The following is an 18976-nucleotide window of genomic DNA, read 5'->3' as shown; positions in this document are numbered from 1 at the left end:
AAGCCGAATTTTTTGATCTGAAGTGCCTAACGCGTCGTTTTCTGTTGCATCAATGCTCGCCCCTGTACCATAGTCAGGCGCTAACCAGACAAGCTAAAGTCATACCCTTGGGCTAAACTTTAGCTCCACAACACACCAATAAGTTGGGGAAACATCAATGTTCCAGCAAGAAGTTACTATTACCGCTCCGAATGGTCTGCACACTCGCCCTGCCGCTCAGTTCGTGAAAGAAGCCAAAGGCTTCACGTCTGACATCACCGTGACCTCTAACGGTAAAAGCGCCAGCGCCAAAAGCCTGTTCAAACTGCAAACTCTGGGGCTGACTCAAGGGACCGTAGTGACCATCTCCGCTGAGGGTGAAGACGAGCAGAAAGCCGTTGAGCACCTGGTAAAACTGATGGCAGAGCTTGAGTAATCGGCCCGTCTTCTTAGTTAACACCAGTCAAGAGTAAGGTAGGGTTATGATTTCAGGCATTTTAGTATCACCGGGTATCGCTTTTGGTAAGGCTCTCCTACTGAAAGAAGATGAAATTGTCATCAACCGGAAGAAAATCTCTGCAGACGCTGTAGAGCAGGAAGTCCAACGTTTTCTTGATGGCCGCGCCAAGGCATCCGTGCAGTTGGAAGCAATCAAGACCAAAGCTGGCGAAACCTTCGGCGAAGAGAAAGAAGCTATCTTCGAAGGCCATATCATGCTGTTGGAAGACGAAGAGCTTGAGCAGGAAATCATAGCCCTAATCAAAGATGATCTGGCTTCTGCGGACGCGGCTGCCTACACCATCATCGAAGGCCAGGCGAAAGCGCTGGAAGAACTCGACGATGAGTACCTGAAAGAACGTGCGGCCGACGTACGGGACATCGGTAAACGCCTGCTGCAGAACATTCTGGGCCTGGCTATCGTCGATCTGAGCTCAATCCAGGACCAAGTGATCCTGGTAGCTACCGATCTGACGCCGTCTGAGACCGCACAGTTGAACCTGGACAAAGTGCTGGGCTTCATCACCGATCTCGGCGGCCGAACTTCCCACACCTCCATCATGGCTCGCTCCCTGGAATTGCCGGCAATCGTAGGCACCAGCGATGTGACCAAACAGGTGAAGAACGACGACTACCTGATTCTGGACGCGGTTAACAATAAAATTTACGTTAACCCAACCGCTGACGTTATCGATAAGTTGAAAGCCGAACAGAACCAGTACCTGACCGAGAAAAACGATCTGGCCAAGCTGAAAGACCTGCCGGCGATTACGCTGGACGGTCATCAGGTTGAAGTCTGTGCCAACATCGGCACCGTGCGCGACGTCGCAGGTGCAGAGCGTAACGGCTCTGAAGGTGTCGGCCTGTATCGTACCGAATTCCTGTTCATGGACCGCGACTCACTGCCAACCGAAGACGAGCAGTTCCAGGCCTATAAAGCCGTTGCGGAAGCCGTGGGCTCGCAGGCGGTGATCGTCCGCACCATGGACATCGGCGGCGACAAAGACCTGCCGTACATGAACCTGCCGAAAGAAGAGAACCCGTTCCTCGGCTGGCGCGCCATCCGTATCGCCATGGACCGCAGAGAAATCCTGCACGCCCAGCTGCGTGCCATCCTGCGCGCCTCCGCGTTCGGCAAACTGCGTATCATGTTCCCGATGATCATTTCCGTGGAAGAAGTCCGCGATCTGAAAGGTGAAATCGAGACGCTGAAAGCGCAGCTGCGTGAAGAAGCCAAGGCATTTGACGAAACAATTGAAGTGGGCGTGATGGTGGAAACACCGGCCGCGGCGGTGATTGCTCACCACCTGGCGAAAGAAGTCGACTTCTTTAGTATTGGGACAAACGATCTTACCCAGTATACTCTGGCGGTAGATCGCGGCAACGAGCTGATTTCTCATCTCTATAACCCGATGTCCCCATCAGTGCTTGGCCTGATCAAACAGGTTATTGATGCATCTCACGCAGAAGGCAAGTGGACCGGTATGTGCGGTGAACTGGCTGGTGATGAGCGTGCTACACTGTTGTTATTGGGCATGGGGCTGGATGAGTTCAGCATGAGTGCGATTTCAATCCCGCGCATCAAGAAAATTATTCGTAATACGAATTTCGAAGATGTGAAGGCGTTGGCAGCGCAAGCCTTGGCACAGCCAACGGCGCAAGATCTGATGAATTGCGTGAATAAATTCATCGAAGAAAAGACGCTCTGCTAAACTTCCACGACACTGGAACGCCGCCCAATTTAATGCTTAGGAGAAGATCATGGGTTTGTTCGATAAATTGAAATCTCTGGTTTCTGATGACAAGAAAGACACGGGCACTATCGAGATCGTAGCTCCACTTTCTGGCGAAATCGTTAATATCGAAGATGTACCTGACGTAGTATTCGCTGAAAAAATCGTTGGCGACGGTATTGCTATCAAACCGACTGGCAACAAAATGGTTGCTCCGGTTGACGGCACTATCGGTAAAATTTTTGAAACCAACCATGCTTTCTCTATCGAATCCGACAGCGGCATCGAGCTGTTTGTCCACTTCGGTATCGACACCGTTGAACTGAAAGGCGAAGGCTTCAAACGCATCGCTGAAGAAGGCCAGCGCGTCAAGAAAGGCGATGTGGTCATCGAGTTCAATCTGGCCCTGCTGGAAGAGAAAGCCAAGTCTATCCTGACGCCGGTGGTTATCTCCAACATGGACGAGATCAAAGAGCTGATCAAACTGTCCGGTACCGTGACCGTTGGCGAGACCCCGATCATCCGCATCAAGAAGTAATAGCGAATGAACGCAAGAACGGCGCCCTCGGCGCCGTTTTTTTATGTCTGTCATTTGTGCAACGTCACGATAGCGATTAACTCCAGCGTGGAATCCGTAGGGTAATCACCAGCCCTTCCTGTTCGCCGTTACGCGCTTCAACCTGACCGCCATGCGCCAGTACCACCTTACGGGTGATCGCCAGCCCCAGCCCGTAGCCCTTGCCCGACATCGCCGATTTCACCCTGACGAACGGATCAAAGATACTCGAAAGCTTCGACTCTTCCACTCCCGGCCCCTGATCGCTGACCTCAATCTGGAACAGTTGCTCGATACGCGTCAGCACCACCGTCACCCGCTGTCCGTGGCTGGAGAACCGTAACGCGTTACGCACGATATTATCTACCGCACGCCGCATCAGTTCGGCATTGCCCTTGACGGTGTAATCCACGTCCGAACTGGCCTGCAGCACGATGTCCACGCCAGGGATCTGGGCTTCGTAACGCGCATCGCTCACCACCGCGTCCACCAGCCCGTACAGATCGAAATACTCTTCGTCCGGCAGGCTGTTGTTCTCGGCACGCGACAGCGCCAGCAGTTCGCCGATCATCTTATCCAGCCGCCCTGCTTCATGCTCAATACGCTGCAACGAGTTCTCTACGTTACCCTCATTCTGCCGCGCCAGGCCAATCGCCAATTGCAAGCGGGCCAGCGGCGAACGCAGCTCGTGCGAAACATCGTGCAGCAACTGCTCACGGGCGCTGACCAACAGTTCCAGCCGTTCGGCCATGCTGTCAAAGTCACGCGCGACCTCAGAAAGTTCATCATGCCGTCGGCGCATCGCCGGGAACAAACGTACCGACAAGTCCCCCTGCGCCACGCGATCAAAACCGTCACGCAGCTTGCGCATCGGCCGGGTCAGGTTCCAGGCCAGCACCGCACTGAACAACAGCCCCGCCAGCCCCCCGACCCAAAGCATCGGCGCGGGAATATTGAAGAAATGCGAACGCTTTTTGGGGCGATACTCTTCCCGCAGGCCACGCATATCATAACTCAGCCAATAGCCGTTACCGCCCTCACCTTCTACCCAGGCGGTAATCGCTTTTGGCATCCGGCGGCCTTCAAACACCGGCTCCTCGGGTTCTGGTGCCGATGCCGGAGGCTGCGCCATCGGAGTCACCGACAGCAAACGTCGATCATCATCCGACCAGTCTTTCAACATCGCATTCAGCGCAGGCATGCCACCGCTGCGCAGTTGGGTGGCGGCCGACGTCAATTGCAGCGCGATCACCCGTCGGGCCATGGCATTTTCTGGCGGTTCGTAGCGATCGCCATACAAAGAAAAAGCGACCCACAGCGCCTGAGTCATGATGATAAAGGTCAGCCAGAAGCCGAGCAGGATTTTCCAGAATAGTCTTCCGCGCATGGGCATTATCGGATGCGATAGCCGATGCTGCGCACCGTCTCAATGCTGAGCGCGTTGTCTGTCAGCGCCCCCAGCTTCTGGCGAATGTTGCTGATATGCACGTCAACGCTGCGGTCATAGGCTTCGCGCGGGCGGCCTAACCCTTTTTCTGACAGCTCATCTTTTGACACCACACGCTCGGGCGCGCGCAGCAGCAGCTCCAGCAGGTTGAACTCGGAAGCGGTCAGATCAAACGCCTTGCCGCGCCATTCACTGCTGCGGGTCGAGGGGTTAAGGGTCAGCTCACCAAAATTAATCGCAATCTCGTCGTCCACTTCATCCGGACGCTCGTCAAAACGGCGCAGTACCGCACGCAGGCGCGCGACCAGCTCACGGGGATAGCACGGCTTGGGCATATAGTCGTCGGCCCCCATTTCCAGGCCAATAACCCGATCGATGTTATCGCCTTTGGCCGTCAGCATGATGATCGGCATGCGGCTCTTTTTACGCACGTCACGCAGTACGTCGATACCGCTCATGTCCGGCAGCATGATGTCGAGGATCATCGCGGTGTAATCGCCCGACAGCGCGCCTTCTACCCCTGCCTTGCCGGTCAGCACCAGCGTGGCGTTAAAGCCTTCGCCGGTCAGGTACTCACTCAGCATGGTGCCGAGTTCGAGGTCATCATCGACCAATAAAATTTTCATGCCTTGCTCCTTCGCGGATTTTCGCCATTTTCACGCCTATTTGTCTGCTTCGCAGCCGGTTTTACTCAATCCTTACATATTCCTGAACGCCACTTAACCGCAGCCCGGCCGACGGCGCGTTAAATTAGTGCCAACAGATTTTTTCCGCGCTTTTATGCCAGGGAATCCCACCGTCATGCCATCGTTTCAACGCTCAAAACGTTATCTGCTGCCTACCGTTATTGTGGCTGCTATCGCCTTATTTCTCTACTTCAGGTCGCAAGGCGGCGAAGAAACACCCCGTTATATCACTGCGGTGGCGCAAACGCGCGACCTGGAACAAACGGTGTTGGCCGACGGCACCATTGAGGCGCAAAAGCAGGTCAGCGTCGGCGCCCAGGTTTCCGGCCAGATAAAGGCCCTGTACGTGATGCTGGGCGATAAAGTGCATAAAGGGCAACGGGTGGCTGAGATTGACGACTTAACTCAGCAGAACGCCCTGAGGGACGCAGAAGCGGCATTGAAAAACATTCAGGCCCAGCGAGCTTCCAAGATGGCGGCACTGCATAACAATCAGCTCGCTTATCAGCGTCAGCAGGCCATAGTGGCGCGCGGCGTCGGTGTACGGGCAGATTTGGATAACGCCCAGGCCACACTGATTGCGACCCGCGCTGACATCAATGCGCTGGACGCACAGACGGTTCAGGCGCAGATCGCGGTCAATACCGCCCAGGTTAACCTCGGTTACACCAAAATCACCTCGCCGATCGACGGCACCATCGTCGCCCTGCCGGTGGAGGAAGGCCAGACGGTGAACGCGGTACAGAGCGCACCGACCATCGTCAAAGTCGCGCAGCTGGCGACCATGACCATCGAAGCGCAAATCTCCGAAGCCGACGTGGTAAAGGTGAAAACCGGCATGCCGGTCTATTTCACCATTCTCGGTGAGCCGGGCAAGCGCTACCGCACTACCCTGCGGGCGATAGAACCTGCACCAGACTCCATCAATGACGACACCACCTCATCCAGTACCAGCAGCTCCAGCAGTACCTCCAGCACCAGCACCGCGATTTACTACAACGGCCTGTTTGACGTAGCCAACCCGGACGGCGCTTTGCGCATCTCAATGACCGCGCAGGTGTATATCGTGCTGGCCAAAGTAGAAAACGCGGTGGTGATCCCCGCTACCGCGTTACAGGGTGATTGGGTACAGGTGGTGGATAAACAGGGCAATACCGCCCGCCGTCCGGTCAAGGTCGGCATCAATAACAACGTTGATGCGCAGATCATCAGCGGCGTGTTGGCCGGCGAGCAAGTGATTGTCAGCCAGGTCAATGCCACGACTAAAAGCAGCACCCGCCGCATGGGCCCGCCGCCGATGGGGATGTAATCATGAGCCAACAACCTCTGCTGCAACTGCACGGCATCAGCCGCCATTTTCAGGCCGGTGAGCAAACCGTGACGGTGCTGAACAATATCAACCTCACCATTGATCAGGGCGAAATGGTGGCGATCATGGGGGCTTCCGGCTCCGGTAAATCGACGCTGATGAACATTCTCGGTTGCCTTGATCGCCCCAGCGAGGGTGATTATCAGGTGGCGGGTCGCAGCACCGGGTGGCTGGATCGCGATAGCCTGGCCGAACTGCGCCGCGAACACTTTGGTTTTATCTTCCAGCGCTACCATCTGCTGGGCGATCTTAGCGCACAGGGCAACGTGGAGGTACCGGCGGTGTATGCGGGCCATGCGCGTAGTGCACGCCGACAGCGCGCCGCCAATTTGTTGCAGCGGCTTGGTTTGGCGCAACGGCTGGATTACCGTCCCAGCCAGCTCTCCGGCGGCCAGCAGCAACGGGTCAGCATCGCCCGTGCATTGATGAACGGTGGCGAAGTGATCCTGGCGGACGAACCGACCGGCGCGCTGGACAGTCACAGTGGCCAGGAGGTGATGGGCATCCTGAAAAACCTGCACGCCCGCGGCCACACGGTGGTGATTGTCACCCACGACATGCAGATCGCCGAACATGCCCAGCGCATCATTGAGCTCAGCGACGGCGAAATCATCGCCGACCGGCAGAAAAGCGCCCAGAGCGTCGCACGCCTGCCAAAAAGGCCGGCTAGCACCAGCAGTCATTGGCAATCACAACGCGACCGCCTGCGTGAGGCGTTTAAAATGGCGCTGCTGGCGATGGCTTCCCAACGGCTGCGCACCTTGCTGACCATGCTCGGCATTATTATCGGCATCGCCTCGGTGGTCTCGGTGGTGGCACTGGGCAAAGGCTCCCAACAGCAGGTGCTGGCGAACATTAGTGCCATGGGGACCAGTACGCTGGAGGTCTATCCGGGCAAGGATTTCGGCGATATGCGTTCAGCCGCAGTGCAAACGCTGCGCGCTACCGATGCCGACGCACTGGCGCAGCAGAACTACGTGCACAGCGTGACGCCGACCGTTTCCAGCAGCACCACTTTTCGCTATGGCAATCAGTCGGTCAGCGGCACGGTCAACGGCGTCGGTGAACAGTATTTTCTGGTGCGCGGCTATCACATTGACAGCGGTATGGCGTTTAACCGTCAGAGCGTCGACCATCTGATGCAGGAAGCGGTGATCGACGAAAATACCCGCGACAAACTGTTTCCCCATGGCGCCAATCCATTGGGCGAAGTGATCCTGCTCGGTTCGTTGCCGTGTCGCATTATCGGCGTCGCCGCCAAAAAACAGAGCGGCTTCGGCAGCGATGAAAACCTCAACGTCTGGATCCCCTACACCACCGCCATGAAGCGCATGCTGGGCCAGAGCTACCTGAAAAGCATTACCGTGCGGGTTAACGACGATATCGATCTCACCAGCGCCGAAGACGGCGTCACTCGCCTGCTGAGCCAACGCCACGGCGGCAAAGACTTCTTCGTGATGAACACCGACAGCATCCGCCAGACCATTGAACAGACCACCGCTACCCTGACCTTGCTGGTGTCGATGATCGCGCTGATTTCGCTGGTGGTCGGCGGGATTGGGGTGATGAATATCATGCTGGTGTCGGTCACCGAGCGCACGCGTGAAATTGGCGTCCGCATGGCGGTGGGTGCCCGCGCCAGCGACATCATGCAACAGTTCTTGATTGAGGCGGTGCTGGTGTGCCTGCTGGGCGGCGCGCTGGGGGTCTTGTTGTCACTGGCGATCGGCGTGGTGTTCAGCCAATTCAGCGACAACTTCAAGATGGTTTATTCCACCGGATCCATCGTCGCCGCTTTTATCTGTTCGACGTTGATTGGGGTGATTTTTGGCTTCTTCCCGGCGAAACGCGCCGCCGGGATGGATCCGATACATGCGTTGGAAAGGGAATAATACTCAGGCAAAAACGCCGGTGGAGAGATAGCGATCGCCGCGATCGCAGATGATCGCCACTATCACGCTGCCCGGATTGGCTGCCGCAATTTGTAGCGCACCGGCTACCGCACCGCCGGAGCTGACGCCGCAGAAAATGCCTTCGCGCTGTGCCAACTGGCGCATGGTCTGTTCGGCATCGGTTTGCTCAATGTCCAGCACCTGATCCACCAGTTCCGGACGGAAGATGCCCGGCAGGTAGGCCGGTGCCCAGCGGCGAATGCCGGGAATATTACTGCCTTCTGCAGGTTGCAGGCCGATAATCTGCACCTGAGGATTTTGGCTCTTCAGGTAGCCGCCCACGCCGGTAATGGTGCCGGTGGTACCCATGCTGGAAACGAAATGGGTCACCCGTTGATGGCTCTGCTGCCAGATTTCCGGACCGGTGGTGGTGAAGTGGGCATAAGGGTTGTCCAGATTATTGAACTGATCCAGCACCTTGCCCTGCCCCTGATTCTGCATTTCCAGCGCCAGATCGCGCGCGCCTTCCATCCCCACTTCCCTGCTGACCAGGATCAGCTCTGCACCATAGGCGCGCATCGCCGCCTGGCGTTCCAGGCTCATGTTTTCCGGCATCAGCAGGGTCATCGAATAGCCTTTCAGCGCCGCGATCATCGCCAGCGCAATGCCGGTGTTACCACTGGTGGCTTCGATCAACCGATCGCCGGGCTTTATCTCACCGCGCAGCTCCGCCTGTTGGATCATCGCCAGCGCGGCGCGATCCTTCACCGAACCCGCCGGATTATTGCCTTCCAGTTTGAGCCAAACCTCGCTGCCCAGTCCTGCGGCCAGACGTTGTAATTTTACCAGCGGGGTATTCCCGATGCATTGTTCAAGCGTTGTCACGATCTTGGCCTGTGTTGAAGTACGTAATGTAAAAAGGCAACCCCGGGGTTGCCTTTAAAATGAAGTTGGGGGCTAAAAACTATCAGGCGCTTTTAGCTAACGCAACAGGTTGTAGCAGTTGGTCACCGGCATACAGACGCGCATTCAGGCTGCCAACGTAGTAACGGCCGCCGCGTACCGGGGGTTCGTTGCCATCCGGCAGCACTACGCTGATCGGTTCCTGATGCCAGCCGATGGGCTGTACGGTCATCTGCCAGAAATGGCCGCGTGGGCTGACTTCCAGCACCTGTACCGGCAGCGGGCAGCGGTCGCTGCTTTCGGTGCCCACTTCCATTTCCCAGGGCCGCAGGAACAAATCCACGCTGCCCTGATGCATCGGCTGGAACGACAGCGGCCACTGGTGCGCACCGACGAACAGTTGCGAGCCGCGGATCTCGCCGCTCAGGCGGTTCACTTCGCCCATAAATTCCAGCACGAAGCGGCTGGCCGGTTCACGCACAATCTCTTCCGGCGAACCGACCTGTTCAATATTGCCCTGGCTCATCACCACGATACGGTCGGCCACTTCCATCGCCTCTTCCTGATCGTGGGTGACAAACACGCTGGTGAATTTCAGCTCTTCATGCAGTTGGCGCAGCCAGCGACGCAGCTCTTTACGCACCTGTGCATCCAGCGCGCCGAAGGGTTCGTCCAGCAGCAGGATTTGCGGTTCGACCGCCAGTGCACGTGCCAGGGCAACGCGCTGCTTCTGGCCACCGGAAAGCTGTGACGGGTAGCGACTAGCCAGGTGGCTCAACTGCACCATTTCCAATAACTGGGTCACTTTTTGTTTGATCGCCGCGGCATTCGGGCGCTCACGGCGCGGCAGCACGCTCAGGCCGAAGGCGATGTTGTCGAACACCGTCATATGGCGGAACAGCGCGTAATGCTGGAACACGAAGCCCACCCGACGATCGCGGGCATGCACATGGCTGACGTCGGTGCCGTGGAAGCCCAGCTTGCCGCCGCTCTGGCTTTCCAGCCCGGCGATAATGCGCAGCAACGTGGTTTTACCGGAGCCGGAAGGCCCCAGCAGCGCCACCATCTCACCGGAGGCAATATCGAGCGAGATATCGTTCAATACCTTGGTACGACCGAAAAACTTGTTGATACCGTTAATCTCAATGCTCATGATTTTCCTCCCGCTCGAGACGTGCATTCTGACGTTCCAGACGCCATTGCAGGCCACTCTTCAAAAATAGGGTCACTATCGCCATCAGGGTCAGCAAACCGGCGGCGGTAAAGGAACCGACCGTGTTGTAGTCCTGTTGCAATAACTCAACCTGCAGCGGCAGGCTGAAGGTCTCACCGCGAATAGAACCGGACACTACCGAGACCGCGCCGAATTCACCGATGGCGCGCGCGTTGGTCAGTACCACGCCGTACAACAGCGCCCAGCGAATGTTTGGCAGCGTCACCCGGCGGAACATCTGCCAGCCGGAAGCGCCGAGTAAAATGGCAGCTTCGTCTTCCTGGCTGCCCTGGCTAAGCATCATCGGCACCAGCTCACGCACCACGAACGGACAGGTCACGAAAATGGTCACCAGCACCATGCCCGGCCAGGAGAACATCACCTGAATATTATGTGCATCCAGCCAACCGCCCAGCAGGCCATTGCTGCCGTAAAACAACAGATAAATCAGCCCCGCAACCACCGGTGAAACGGCGAACGGGATATCGATCAGCGTCAGCAGCAGCTGGCGACCGGGAAAGGTGAAACGCGTCACCAACCAGGCCAGCAAGGTGCCAAAAACCAGGTTGAACGGCACGGTAATCAAAGCGATCAGCACCGTCAGCCAAATGGCGTGCAACATGTCGTGATCGACCAGGTTGCCCCACATCGCGCCAATGCCCTTGGAAAAGGCCTCGGCGAAAATTGAAATGATCGGCACCACCAGCAGCAGTACCGAAAACAGTACGCCGATACCGATCAGCGTCCACTTGCCCCAGTTGACACGCGGGCGTTCGACACCGTTGAACTCAGAGATATCCGCCATCAGTGCCCCCCGATGCGTCGGCCAAAGCGGCTCTGCAGAACGTTAATGCTGAACAGCAACAGCAGCGAGGCCGCCAGGATCACCGAGGCAATCGCACTGGCCGCCGGATAATCAAATTCCTGCAGACGAACAAAAATCATCAGCGAGGTCACTTCCGTCTTCCAGGCGATGTTGCCGGCAATAAAAATCACCGCACCAAACTCGCCCAGGCTGCGGGTAAAGGAGATGGCCGTACCGGCCAGCAGCGCCGGTGCCAGCTCGGGCATGACCACACGGCGGAAGCTCTGCCAGCGGGTTGCACCCAGGGTTTCCGCCGCTTCTTCATATTCCGGCCCCAGTTCTTCCAGTACCGGCTGTACGGTACGTACCACGAACGGCAGGCTGGTAAATGCCATCGCCACCGCAATCCCCAGCCAGGTGAAAGTCACCTTGATGTCAAAATGCGCCAACCACTGGCCATACCAACCGGTGGTGGAAAACAGTCCCGCCAGCGTCAGACCGGCCACTGCAGTCGGCAGCGCGAACGGCAAATCGATCAGGCCGTCCAGCAGCGTGCGACCCGGAAAACGATAGCGGGTGAGGATCCAGGCCATCAGCATGCCGAACACCGCGTTAAACAGGCTGGCGACGCCCGCCGCCAGCAGCGTGACTTTATAGGCCGCCACCACCTGCGGGTTGGAAATCACTTCCCAATACTGCGCCAGGCTCATCTGAGCCAACTGCATCACCAGCGCACTGAGCGGCAACAGCAGGATCAGGCAGGTATAAAACAGGCTGCTCCCCAGACTGAGGCCGAACCCAGGCAAAACCCGCTTGCTGGTCAACGTCAACATTACTTACGCCCTGCGGCTAACAGTTGATCCAACTCGCCACCGGTGGAGAAATGCGTTTTCATCACCTGCGGCCAGCCGCCAAACTGATCTTCCACCCGGAACAGCTTGGTCTCCGGGAACTGGCCCTTGGCCGCTGCCATCGCCTGCTTGTCGTAAACGCGATAGTAGTAGCTGGTGATCACCTGCTGGGCTGCCGGGCTGTAGAGATAATTCAGGTAGTCTTTGGCCGCCTGTTCGGTGCCGTTTCTTGCCACATTTTTATCTACCCAGGCCACCGGGAACTCCGCCAGAATATCGACCGGCGGCACAATCACTTCGTATTTGTCTTCACCATACTGCTTGCGAATATTGTTCACTTCCGACTCAAAGCTGATCAGCACGTCACCCAGACCCCGTTCCACGAAGGTGGTGGTCGCGCCACGGCCGCCGGTGTCAAACACCAGGACGTTTTTCAAAAAGCGGGTCATAAAGGCGCGGGTTTTGGTCTGATCGTTGCCATCTGCCTGGCTGGCAGCCCCCCAGGCGGCCAGATAGGTATAACGGCCGTTACCGGAGGTTTTCGGGTTCGGGAATACCAGCTTCACGTCGTCACGCACCAAATCGTTCCAGCTATGAATGCCTTTTGGATTGTCCTTGCGTACCAGGAAAGCCATGGTGGAATAGAAAGGTGAGCTGTTGTTCGGTAAACGTGTCTGCCAGTCGGCCGGGATCAGTTGGCCGCGATCGTGCAGGATCTGCACGTCGGTCACCTGGTTGTAGGTCACCACATCGGCGCGTAATCCTTGCAGGATCGCCAGCGCCTGCTTGGAAGAGCCAGCGTGGGATTGCTTGATGGTCAACTTGTCGCCCGGATGCTGCTGGTTCCACTGCTGTTCAAAGCCTGGGTTCAGCGCAGTAAACAATTCACGGGAAACGTCATAGGAGCTGTTCAGCAATTCGGTTGCCGATACGGTGCCGCTGGCTAACAGCGCCGCCGCCAGCCATCCTTTCAGTACGATATTTTTAACCCGCGTATGTTTCATTGTGCACCTTATAACTGAGTCAATCTGTCGGGCTTTCGCCCTGATGTTGACCAGTGTATTTATAACTAGGTGCGGAGCTGTAACGCTTTTATATACCGTTTAGTGATTTTCAAGCATCAAACGCTATAAGGCAGGAGCGGAGCGGCATGGCGGAGGGGGATATAAAACCGGAGCTGGCGTGGCCAACCCCGGTGGAGGAGTTAAAGCGACAGCAGACGCGTCAGTGATGGCGCAAAGTAATAGCTGCCGGTCACTGCACGGCTGAAACGCAGCATCGCATCGCGTTTGCCGTCCAGATCGCCAAACATGCTCAGCAGCTGTTTTTCGATGTTATGCAGGCGCGCGCAGTAGGCGATAAAATACAGCCCGTGCTTGCCGTTGGCGGTGCCGTAAGGCAGGCTCTGGCGCAGGATCTTCAGGCCCTTGCCGTCTTCTTTCAGATCGACACGGCTGACATGCGAGGTATCCGGACGCTGCTCCGGCGGCAACTCTTCGCTATCCTGCTTGGTGCGGCCGATAATCTGCTCTTGCTGCTCGGGGGTGAAACGTTGCCACTGACGCAGGTTGTGTTCGTAACGCTGCACCAGCACGTAGCTGCCGCCGGCATCTTCTTCGCCTTCGGCAATCACCGCCACTTCCGGACGTTGCTCGCCCTGCGGGTTTTCCGTGCCGTCGATAAAGCCGCTCAGGTCACGCTCTTCTACCCAGCGGAAACCGTGGGTTTCTTCTTCAATTTTGATGGCGTTGCCAAACGCCGCCAGTGCGGCCTGGGCCAGCGTGAAGTTAACGTCATGACGCAGGGATTGAATATGGATCAGCAGGTCGCGCTGGGTGGCCGGTGCCAGCCCTTTGCCGAGCGGGGTGAATGGCTTCAGCTCTTTGGCACCCTGGCCGCTGGACAGGTCATGCCAAACGTCGTAGCCAAAGGCGATCACCGCGCCCAAATGCGCATCGGGGAACTGCTGTTGCAGCTCGGTCAAGGTCTGGCAAAACTGCTTGCAGCCCTGGCGTAAATCGGCGAATTCGCCCTGCACGGTGGCTTCCATAAAAATGGCGAAACGGCAGTGTTCCAGCAAAATGCCGCTCTGAACCTGTGTCATTGTCGTTATCCTCTATAGCAGAATCGGGTAACAGTGGCCTGTTACGAATGCGCAGCATCATACCGCAAGCAAGGGTAATTGCCTTGCCCGAACGCAAAGAAAATAAGGATATCCGTCATGATGAGGGGAGCGGGGGCGCCGCGGATTGGGCGCCCAAAAAGAAAGGTTTACTGGGGTTTGGCGTGCCAGATGATCTTGCTGACCGTCCAGCTTTTCAGCGTGTCATCCGGTGGGATGATGTCCTGCGGACCGGCCCATTTACCGCTGAAGATGTAGGTGACGTACTTGCTCTGCTCCGCCACGCACTCCACCTTGCCGGCATCATCGCCGTCGGCCGGTTTACAGGCGCCGAACGCTTTGCTGTACAGATCGCTGAACGGCGTGCCGAGTTTGCTGCCCCACTCGGTTGCCACTTTGCTGTCCATCACGTCCACACGCTGCACGTGGCCCTTGGGTTCACCGGTGATCACCAGCTTCACGTCGTTGCCGTCCATCGCCTGATAGTAAGAAACAATCTGGCCCTGACTGGTGGCCATGCCGCCGCGCAGGCGGTAATCGCCATTCAACCCGTCGTTAATAGCGCTTTCCGACATTGGGGTACCTGCATTGAGTTCACCAACGCCCTTGGCACTGACCTCAAGACTGCTGCCAAACCAGTTAAGCGGTGACAGGCTCGACCAGGAGAAGTTGGACATCGTCGAACAGCCGGTCAGTAACAGCGGGAGCCCTAACAGCAGGGGGCGAATATTCATTTCTAACTCCTTAATATCAAGCGCGCTCGGCGTTTTGCTGCGTGTCAGCCTCTCATAACTGCCCACGCTTCGCCATCGGTTGCGAGCTTGGAGTGCGGAAAATAGGAAAAGTGCCGCAGCCGGCGGCAATTACCCCGCCTCGTCCTGCACGGCAAAGCAGGCTTTCAGGCGTTCATTCAGTAGCAGGTAGGCCAGTGCCAACGCATCAAGCAGCACCAGAACAACCTCCAGCGGCGGCTGATTGTCGGCCTGCTGCCACAGGCTGAACAGCGAACCACCCAGCGCCGCCAGTAGCGAGAGGCAAAGTACCCAACGCCAGGCTCGCCACAAGCGTGGCCACTGGTGACGGCGCGGGGCTAACAAAAATGCCAGTGCCGCCGGCAGCCCCAATATGATGCCGAACCAGAACCTTTGGGTATCCGGGTAAAACAGCTGCAGCAGCCCTTCCCCCTGCTGGCGTGAGGCACCGGCCATCACGAACAGGATCCAGGTGCGGGCCTGTAAAACCAGCACGCCCCAAAACCACAGCGGCAAACGCAGCGCGCCGTGATGATCGTAATCGTCGGGGGAAAAACGGGGTGGGAGTGGCTTCAACGTCGATTCCTTGCCAATTTCATTTGATTACTCCTTCAAATGGGAGCCCGATTTATAGTTTTCAATGCGCACGCTTAAGAACCCCTTAAGATTTTCATGCTTTACTTAACCCCATCAAACCAGCAGTCCTGATTGGCAGGGCTTTAATTCTCGATTGAGATAAGGAAGCTTCAAATGAAAAAATATACCCTGGCCGCATTAATCGCCCTGTGCAGCGCACCGGTTTTGGCACAGCAAGGTGGGTTCCTTGATCCTGCAGTACCGCAGACGCAAACGCAAAACACCCAGCAAGGCGGCTTCTCCGGCCCCAGCGCCGCGCTGACCACCGTAGACAAGGTTAAGTCGATGAGCGATGACACCTGGGTGATGCTGCAGGGCAACATTGAGCAGCGCGTCGGTGACGACACCTATACCTTCCGCGATGCCAGCGGCACCCTGACGGTAGAGATCGACAAAAAACGCTGGAACGGCCAGACCATCACCCCGAAAGATAAAGTGCAGTTGGAAGGGAAAGTGGATAAAGACTGGAGCAGTGTCGAAGTGGATGTGAAGAACATCAAAAAACTGCCGTAACCGGTAGCAAAGGGCGGTGAAGCTTCACCGCCCAAAGTGCCACTCAATATTCCTGATCTTCGATCAGTCGTTTGCCCAGGCTGGTGACGTTCTGGATTTCGTAACCGAGCTTTTCATACATCTCGATCACCGTATCGTTATCTTCCCGCACCATTAGTTGGATCTTCGGGCAACCGCGCGCAATCAGCTTCTTTTCGAGGCGGCTAATCAACGCATTGGCGATGCCCCGCCCACGATAATCCGGGTGTACCCCCAGATAATACGCCGAGCCACGATGGCCGTCGTAACCGCCCATCACTGAGCCCACCACTTCACCGCCCACTTCGGCGACCAGAAACAGATCCGGATCGTGATTCAATTTGCGCTCAATATCCATCTCAGGATCGTTCCACGGTCGCAGCAGATCGCAGCGCTCCCACAGGGTAATGATTTCTTCAAAGTCGTCTTGTCGAAATACGCGAATTTCCATCGATGTTCGCCGCTGTTAATTAAGATGTTTATCTGATTATCGCGTGATTACTCACTTACGCAATATCAAACTGTGATTTCCCCCCTCAATTATGTAGAAATCACCGGTAACACGAGTAATAAATGGACATAGTTATCAGGTCGATTAATGATTATCAATACGATATAACATCGCAAATTAGAATTTGTCGATGGAGCGTAGCGTTATGAAAAAGCAGGTTAAACAATTCCTCAATTTTAAGCCGCTTTCCGTTTCCCCCACGCGACGTCAATTACTGCTCTCCGGTCTGGCATTGGTGTTACTTGGCAGCAAAAGCCACACTGCCGAAGCCGAGTCTGGCGGCATGCTGCGTAACCAACATCCCAAACCGACCGCTAAACCTGCGCCTAAACCTTCCGGCAGCAAAAGGCTGGTGATGATCGACCCGGGTCATGGCGGTATCGACTCCGGCGCAGTCGGCAGTGAAGGCTCACAGGAAAAGCACGTGGTGCTGGAAATTGCCAACCACGTCCGCCGCATCCTGCACGAGCAGGAACATGTCGAAGTTCGCCTGACGCGGGAAGAGGACGAGTTTATTCCCTTGTTCCAGCGGGTGGAGATTGCCCACCAGCATCAGGCCGATCTGTTTATCTCGATTCATGCCGACGGCTTCACCAGCCCGGAAGCCTCGGGCGCGTCGGTGTTCGCCTTATCCAACCGCGGCGCCAGCAGCGCCATGGCGCGATACCTGTCCAAGCGCGAAAATGCTGCCGATGACGTGGCCGGCGGCAAGTATAAAAACCAGGACAACTATCTGCAGCAGGTGCTATTTGACCTGGTGCAGACTGACACCATCAACAACAGCCTGACACTCGGCCGCCATGTGCTTGGCCAGATCCGTCCGGTGCACCACCTGCACAGCAACAGCACGGAACAGGCAGCCTTCGCGGTGCTGAAATCCCCGTCGATCCCGTCGGTGTTGGTCGAAACCTCGTTCATTACCAACCCGGCCGAAGAGCGCTTGCTGGGCACCACCGCATTCCGCGAAAAAATCGCCCGCGCCATTGCCGATGGGGTGATCAGCTTCTTCAGCTATTACGATACCCACCAACGAAAACCCGGCTGATACTGCCAGCCGCCGTGAATAAAGGTATACTCTGCGGCTTGTTCAGTCAGACGCTGTGAATTATTCCGTATGAGTTTATCGACCATCGCAGAAGTAAAATCCTTCCTGCTGGCGCTGCAGGACCGCATCTGCAGCCAGTTGGCCCAGGCCGACGGCGGCGCCGTTTTCAACGAAGACCGCTGGACGCGCGAAGAAGGCGGCGGTGGCCGCAGCCGGGTGTTGACCGACGGCGCGGTGTTCGAACAGGCGGGCGTCAATTTTTCACACGTCTCCGGTGCCACCCTGCCCGCTTCCGCTACTGCGCATCGCCCCGAACTGGCCGGACGCAGCTTCCAGGCGATGGGCGTTTCGCTGGTGATCCATCCGCGCAGCCCCTACATTCCCACCAGCCACGCCAACGTACGCTTTTTCATTGCGGAAAAGCCGGGTGAAGAACCGGTGTGGTGGTTTGGCGGCGGTTTTGACCTGACGCCGTTCTATGGCTTTGAAGAAGACGCCGTTCACTGGCACCGCACCGCCGAGCAGCTGTGTGCGCCCTTCGGTGAACAGGTCTATCCCAAATACAAAAAGTGGTGCGACGACTATTTCTTTATCAAGCACCGCAACGAGGCACGCGGCATCGGCGGCCTGTTCTTTGACGATCTGAACACCCCGGACTTCGCCACCTGCTTCGCGTTTACCCAGGCGGTGGGCGAAGGCTTCCTCGAGGCCTATCTGCCGATCGTAGAGAAACGCAAGGCGCTGAGCTGGGGCGATCACGAACGTCAGTTCCAACTGTATCGCCGTGGACGCTATGTGGAATTCAATTTGGTCTGGGATCGGGGTACGCTGTTTGGCCTGCAAACCGGTGGCCGTACCGAATCCATCCTGATGTCGATGCCGCCGCTGGTACGCTGGGAATACAACTATCAACCGGCAGAAGACAGCCCGGAAGCGGCGTTGTACCGTGATTTCCTGCCGGTGCGCGATTGGCTGAAGGAGCCAGAATGATGCAGATTTGGGTTGATGCGGACGCCTGTCCGAACGTAATCAAGGAAGTGCTGTTCCGGGCGGCAGAGCGTACTGCGATGTCGGTGACGCTGGTGGCGAACCAGCCACTGAGAACGCCGCCGTCAAAACACATCCACACCCTGCAGGTGCCGGCCGGCTTTGACGTGGCGGATAACGAAATCGTACGCCGCTGCGAGAAAGGCGATCTGGTGATCACCGCCGATATCCCGCTGGCGGCAGAGGTAATAGAAAAAGGGGCGGTGGCGCTGAACCCACGCGGTGAACGTTACACCCCGGACACCATTCGTGAACGCCTGAATATGCGTGACTTTATGGACACCCTGCGCTCCAGCGGTATCCAGACCGGCGGGCCGAATACGCTGAACCAGCGCGACCGTCAGCAGTTTGCCAACGAGTTGGACAAGTGGCTGCAGCAGGCCAAACGGGCGCAGTAACT

20 protein-coding genes are annotated in these 18976 nt (G+C 57.0%); 9 read left to right on the top strand and 11 right to left on the bottom strand.

What is annotated here, in order from left to right:
* The first annotated feature begins 157 nt into the window (after positions 1-157).
* Genes ptsH through crr form a run of 3 tightly spaced genes read left to right on the top strand, consistent with a single transcriptional unit; the run spans position 158 to position 2748 of the window.
* Positions 158-415, top strand: coding sequence for a phosphocarrier protein Hpr (gene ptsH / locus OC597_RS16620; RefSeq protein ID WP_004936458.1), 258 nt, complete (start codon positions 158-160; stop codon positions 413-415).
* Positions 416-461: 46 nt separating this feature from the next.
* A complete protein-coding gene (gene ptsI, locus OC597_RS16615) occupies positions 462-2189 on the top strand; it encodes a phosphoenolpyruvate-protein phosphotransferase PtsI (RefSeq protein ID WP_261258437.1) in 1728 nt (575 codons plus the stop codon).
* 49 nt (positions 2190-2238) lie between these two features.
* Positions 2239-2748: a PTS glucose transporter subunit IIA gene (crr, locus tag OC597_RS16610; protein WP_085118019.1), complete on the top strand. Its 510-nt coding sequence runs from the start codon at positions 2239-2241 to the stop codon at positions 2746-2748.
* A gap of 76 nt (positions 2749-2824) precedes the next feature.
* Here the strand turns inward: crr and OC597_RS16605 are convergent, their stop codons facing one another.
* Positions 2825-4153 (bottom strand): ATP-binding protein, encoded by a 1329-nt coding sequence (locus tag OC597_RS16605; protein WP_261285092.1) that lies wholly within the window; start codon positions 4151-4153, stop codon positions 2825-2827.
* Between the two features lie 5 nt (positions 4154-4158).
* Positions 4159-4839 (bottom strand): response regulator transcription factor, encoded by a 681-nt coding sequence (locus tag OC597_RS16600; protein ID WP_012146164.1) that lies wholly within the window; start codon positions 4837-4839, stop codon positions 4159-4161.
* 175 nt (positions 4840-5014) lie between these two features.
* Between OC597_RS16600 and OC597_RS16595 the strand changes: the two genes are divergently transcribed.
* Both OC597_RS16595 and OC597_RS16590 read left to right on the top strand, forming a co-directional pair.
* A complete protein-coding gene (locus tag OC597_RS16595) occupies positions 5015-6208 on the top strand; it encodes an efflux RND transporter periplasmic adaptor subunit (RefSeq protein WP_262209632.1) in 1194 nt (397 codons plus the stop codon).
* A 2-nt stretch (positions 6209-6210) separates the two neighbouring features.
* Positions 6211-8160 carry a MacB family efflux pump subunit gene (locus OC597_RS16590; RefSeq protein ID WP_262209630.1) on the top strand — a complete coding sequence of 650 codons (1950 nt, stop codon included), beginning with the start codon at positions 6211-6213 and terminating at the stop codon, positions 8158-8160.
* A gap of 3 nt (positions 8161-8163) precedes the next feature.
* On the opposite strand, the gene cysM is transcribed toward OC597_RS16590, so the two are convergent.
* The 8 genes from cysM to OC597_RS16550 form a co-directional block, all read right to left on the bottom strand.
* Positions 8164-9045 (bottom strand): cysteine synthase CysM, encoded by an 882-nt coding sequence (cysM, locus tag OC597_RS16585; RefSeq protein WP_085118023.1) that lies wholly within the window; start codon positions 9043-9045, stop codon positions 8164-8166.
* A gap of 82 nt (positions 9046-9127) precedes the next feature.
* Positions 9128-10216 carry a sulfate/thiosulfate ABC transporter ATP-binding protein CysA gene (cysA, locus tag OC597_RS16580; protein WP_099063635.1) on the bottom strand — a complete coding sequence of 363 codons (1089 nt, stop codon included), beginning with the start codon at positions 10214-10216 and terminating at the stop codon, positions 9128-9130.
* A complete protein-coding gene (cysW, locus tag OC597_RS16575; protein ID WP_261258449.1) occupies positions 10206-11081 on the bottom strand; it encodes a sulfate/thiosulfate ABC transporter permease CysW in 876 nt (291 codons plus the stop codon). Before cysW ends, cysA begins: the two co-directional genes overlap by 11 nt.
* The gene (cysT, locus tag OC597_RS16570; RefSeq protein ID WP_085118028.1) at positions 11081-11914 is read right to left on the bottom strand and encodes a sulfate/thiosulfate ABC transporter permease CysT; all 834 of its coding nucleotides are present in this window, start codon (positions 11912-11914) and stop codon (positions 11081-11083) included. Before cysT ends, cysW begins: the two co-directional genes overlap by 1 nt.
* Positions 11914-12936 (bottom strand): sulfate ABC transporter substrate-binding protein, encoded by a 1023-nt coding sequence (locus tag OC597_RS16565; protein ID WP_261285095.1) that lies wholly within the window; start codon positions 12934-12936, stop codon positions 11914-11916. Before OC597_RS16565 ends, cysT begins: the two co-directional genes overlap by 1 nt.
* A gap of 200 nt (positions 12937-13136) precedes the next feature.
* Complete coding sequence (locus OC597_RS16560) at positions 13137-14036, bottom strand: Dyp-type peroxidase (protein ID WP_262209628.1); 900 nt, start codon at positions 14034-14036, stop codon at positions 13137-13139.
* A gap of 167 nt (positions 14037-14203) precedes the next feature.
* A complete protein-coding gene (locus OC597_RS16555) occupies positions 14204-14788 on the bottom strand; it encodes an RpoE-regulated lipoprotein (RefSeq protein ID WP_112348733.1) in 585 nt (194 codons plus the stop codon).
* Between the two features lie 129 nt (positions 14789-14917).
* Positions 14918-15382 (bottom strand): DUF2919 domain-containing protein, encoded by a 465-nt coding sequence (locus tag OC597_RS16550; RefSeq protein ID WP_261258459.1) that lies wholly within the window; start codon positions 15380-15382, stop codon positions 14918-14920.
* Positions 15383-15556: 174 nt separating this feature from the next.
* On the opposite strand from OC597_RS16550, the gene OC597_RS16545 reads away from it, so the two are divergent.
* Positions 15557-15955, top strand: a complete 399-nt coding sequence (locus tag OC597_RS16545) for a YgiW/YdeI family stress tolerance OB fold protein (protein ID WP_262209627.1) — start codon at positions 15557-15559, stop codon at positions 15953-15955.
* 43 nt (positions 15956-15998) lie between these two features.
* Here the strand turns inward: OC597_RS16545 and OC597_RS16540 are convergent, their stop codons facing one another.
* Positions 15999-16424: a GNAT family acetyltransferase gene (locus tag OC597_RS16540; protein ID WP_129936646.1), complete on the bottom strand. Its 426-nt coding sequence runs from the start codon at positions 16422-16424 to the stop codon at positions 15999-16001.
* Positions 16425-16629: 205 nt separating this feature from the next.
* Here OC597_RS16540 and amiA point away from each other — a divergent pair, with 205 nt between their 5' ends.
* The 3 genes from amiA (at position 16630) to OC597_RS16525 (ending at position 18974) form a co-directional block, all read left to right on the top strand.
* Complete coding sequence (gene amiA / locus OC597_RS16535; RefSeq protein WP_261141670.1) at positions 16630-17529, top strand: N-acetylmuramoyl-L-alanine amidase AmiA; 900 nt, start codon at positions 16630-16632, stop codon at positions 17527-17529.
* A 69-nt stretch (positions 17530-17598) separates the two neighbouring features.
* Positions 17599-18519 (top strand): oxygen-dependent coproporphyrinogen oxidase, encoded by a 921-nt coding sequence (gene hemF, locus OC597_RS16530; RefSeq protein ID WP_176979721.1) that lies wholly within the window; start codon positions 17599-17601, stop codon positions 18517-18519.
* On the top strand, positions 18519-18974 hold the full coding sequence (locus OC597_RS16525; RefSeq protein WP_099063701.1) for a YaiI/YqxD family protein: 456 nt from the start codon (positions 18519-18521) through the stop codon (positions 18972-18974). Before hemF ends, OC597_RS16525 begins: the two co-directional genes overlap by 1 nt.
* Positions 18975-18976: the final 2 nt, after the last annotated feature.

It is taken from the genome of Serratia proteamaculans (assembly GCF_946227095.1).
GTDB classification, from domain to species: Bacteria; Pseudomonadota; Gammaproteobacteria; order Enterobacterales; family Enterobacteriaceae; genus Serratia; species Serratia proteamaculans_E.
Note: the sequence above shows the minus strand (reverse complement) of the source record. Positions and strands in the feature narration are given on the sequence as shown.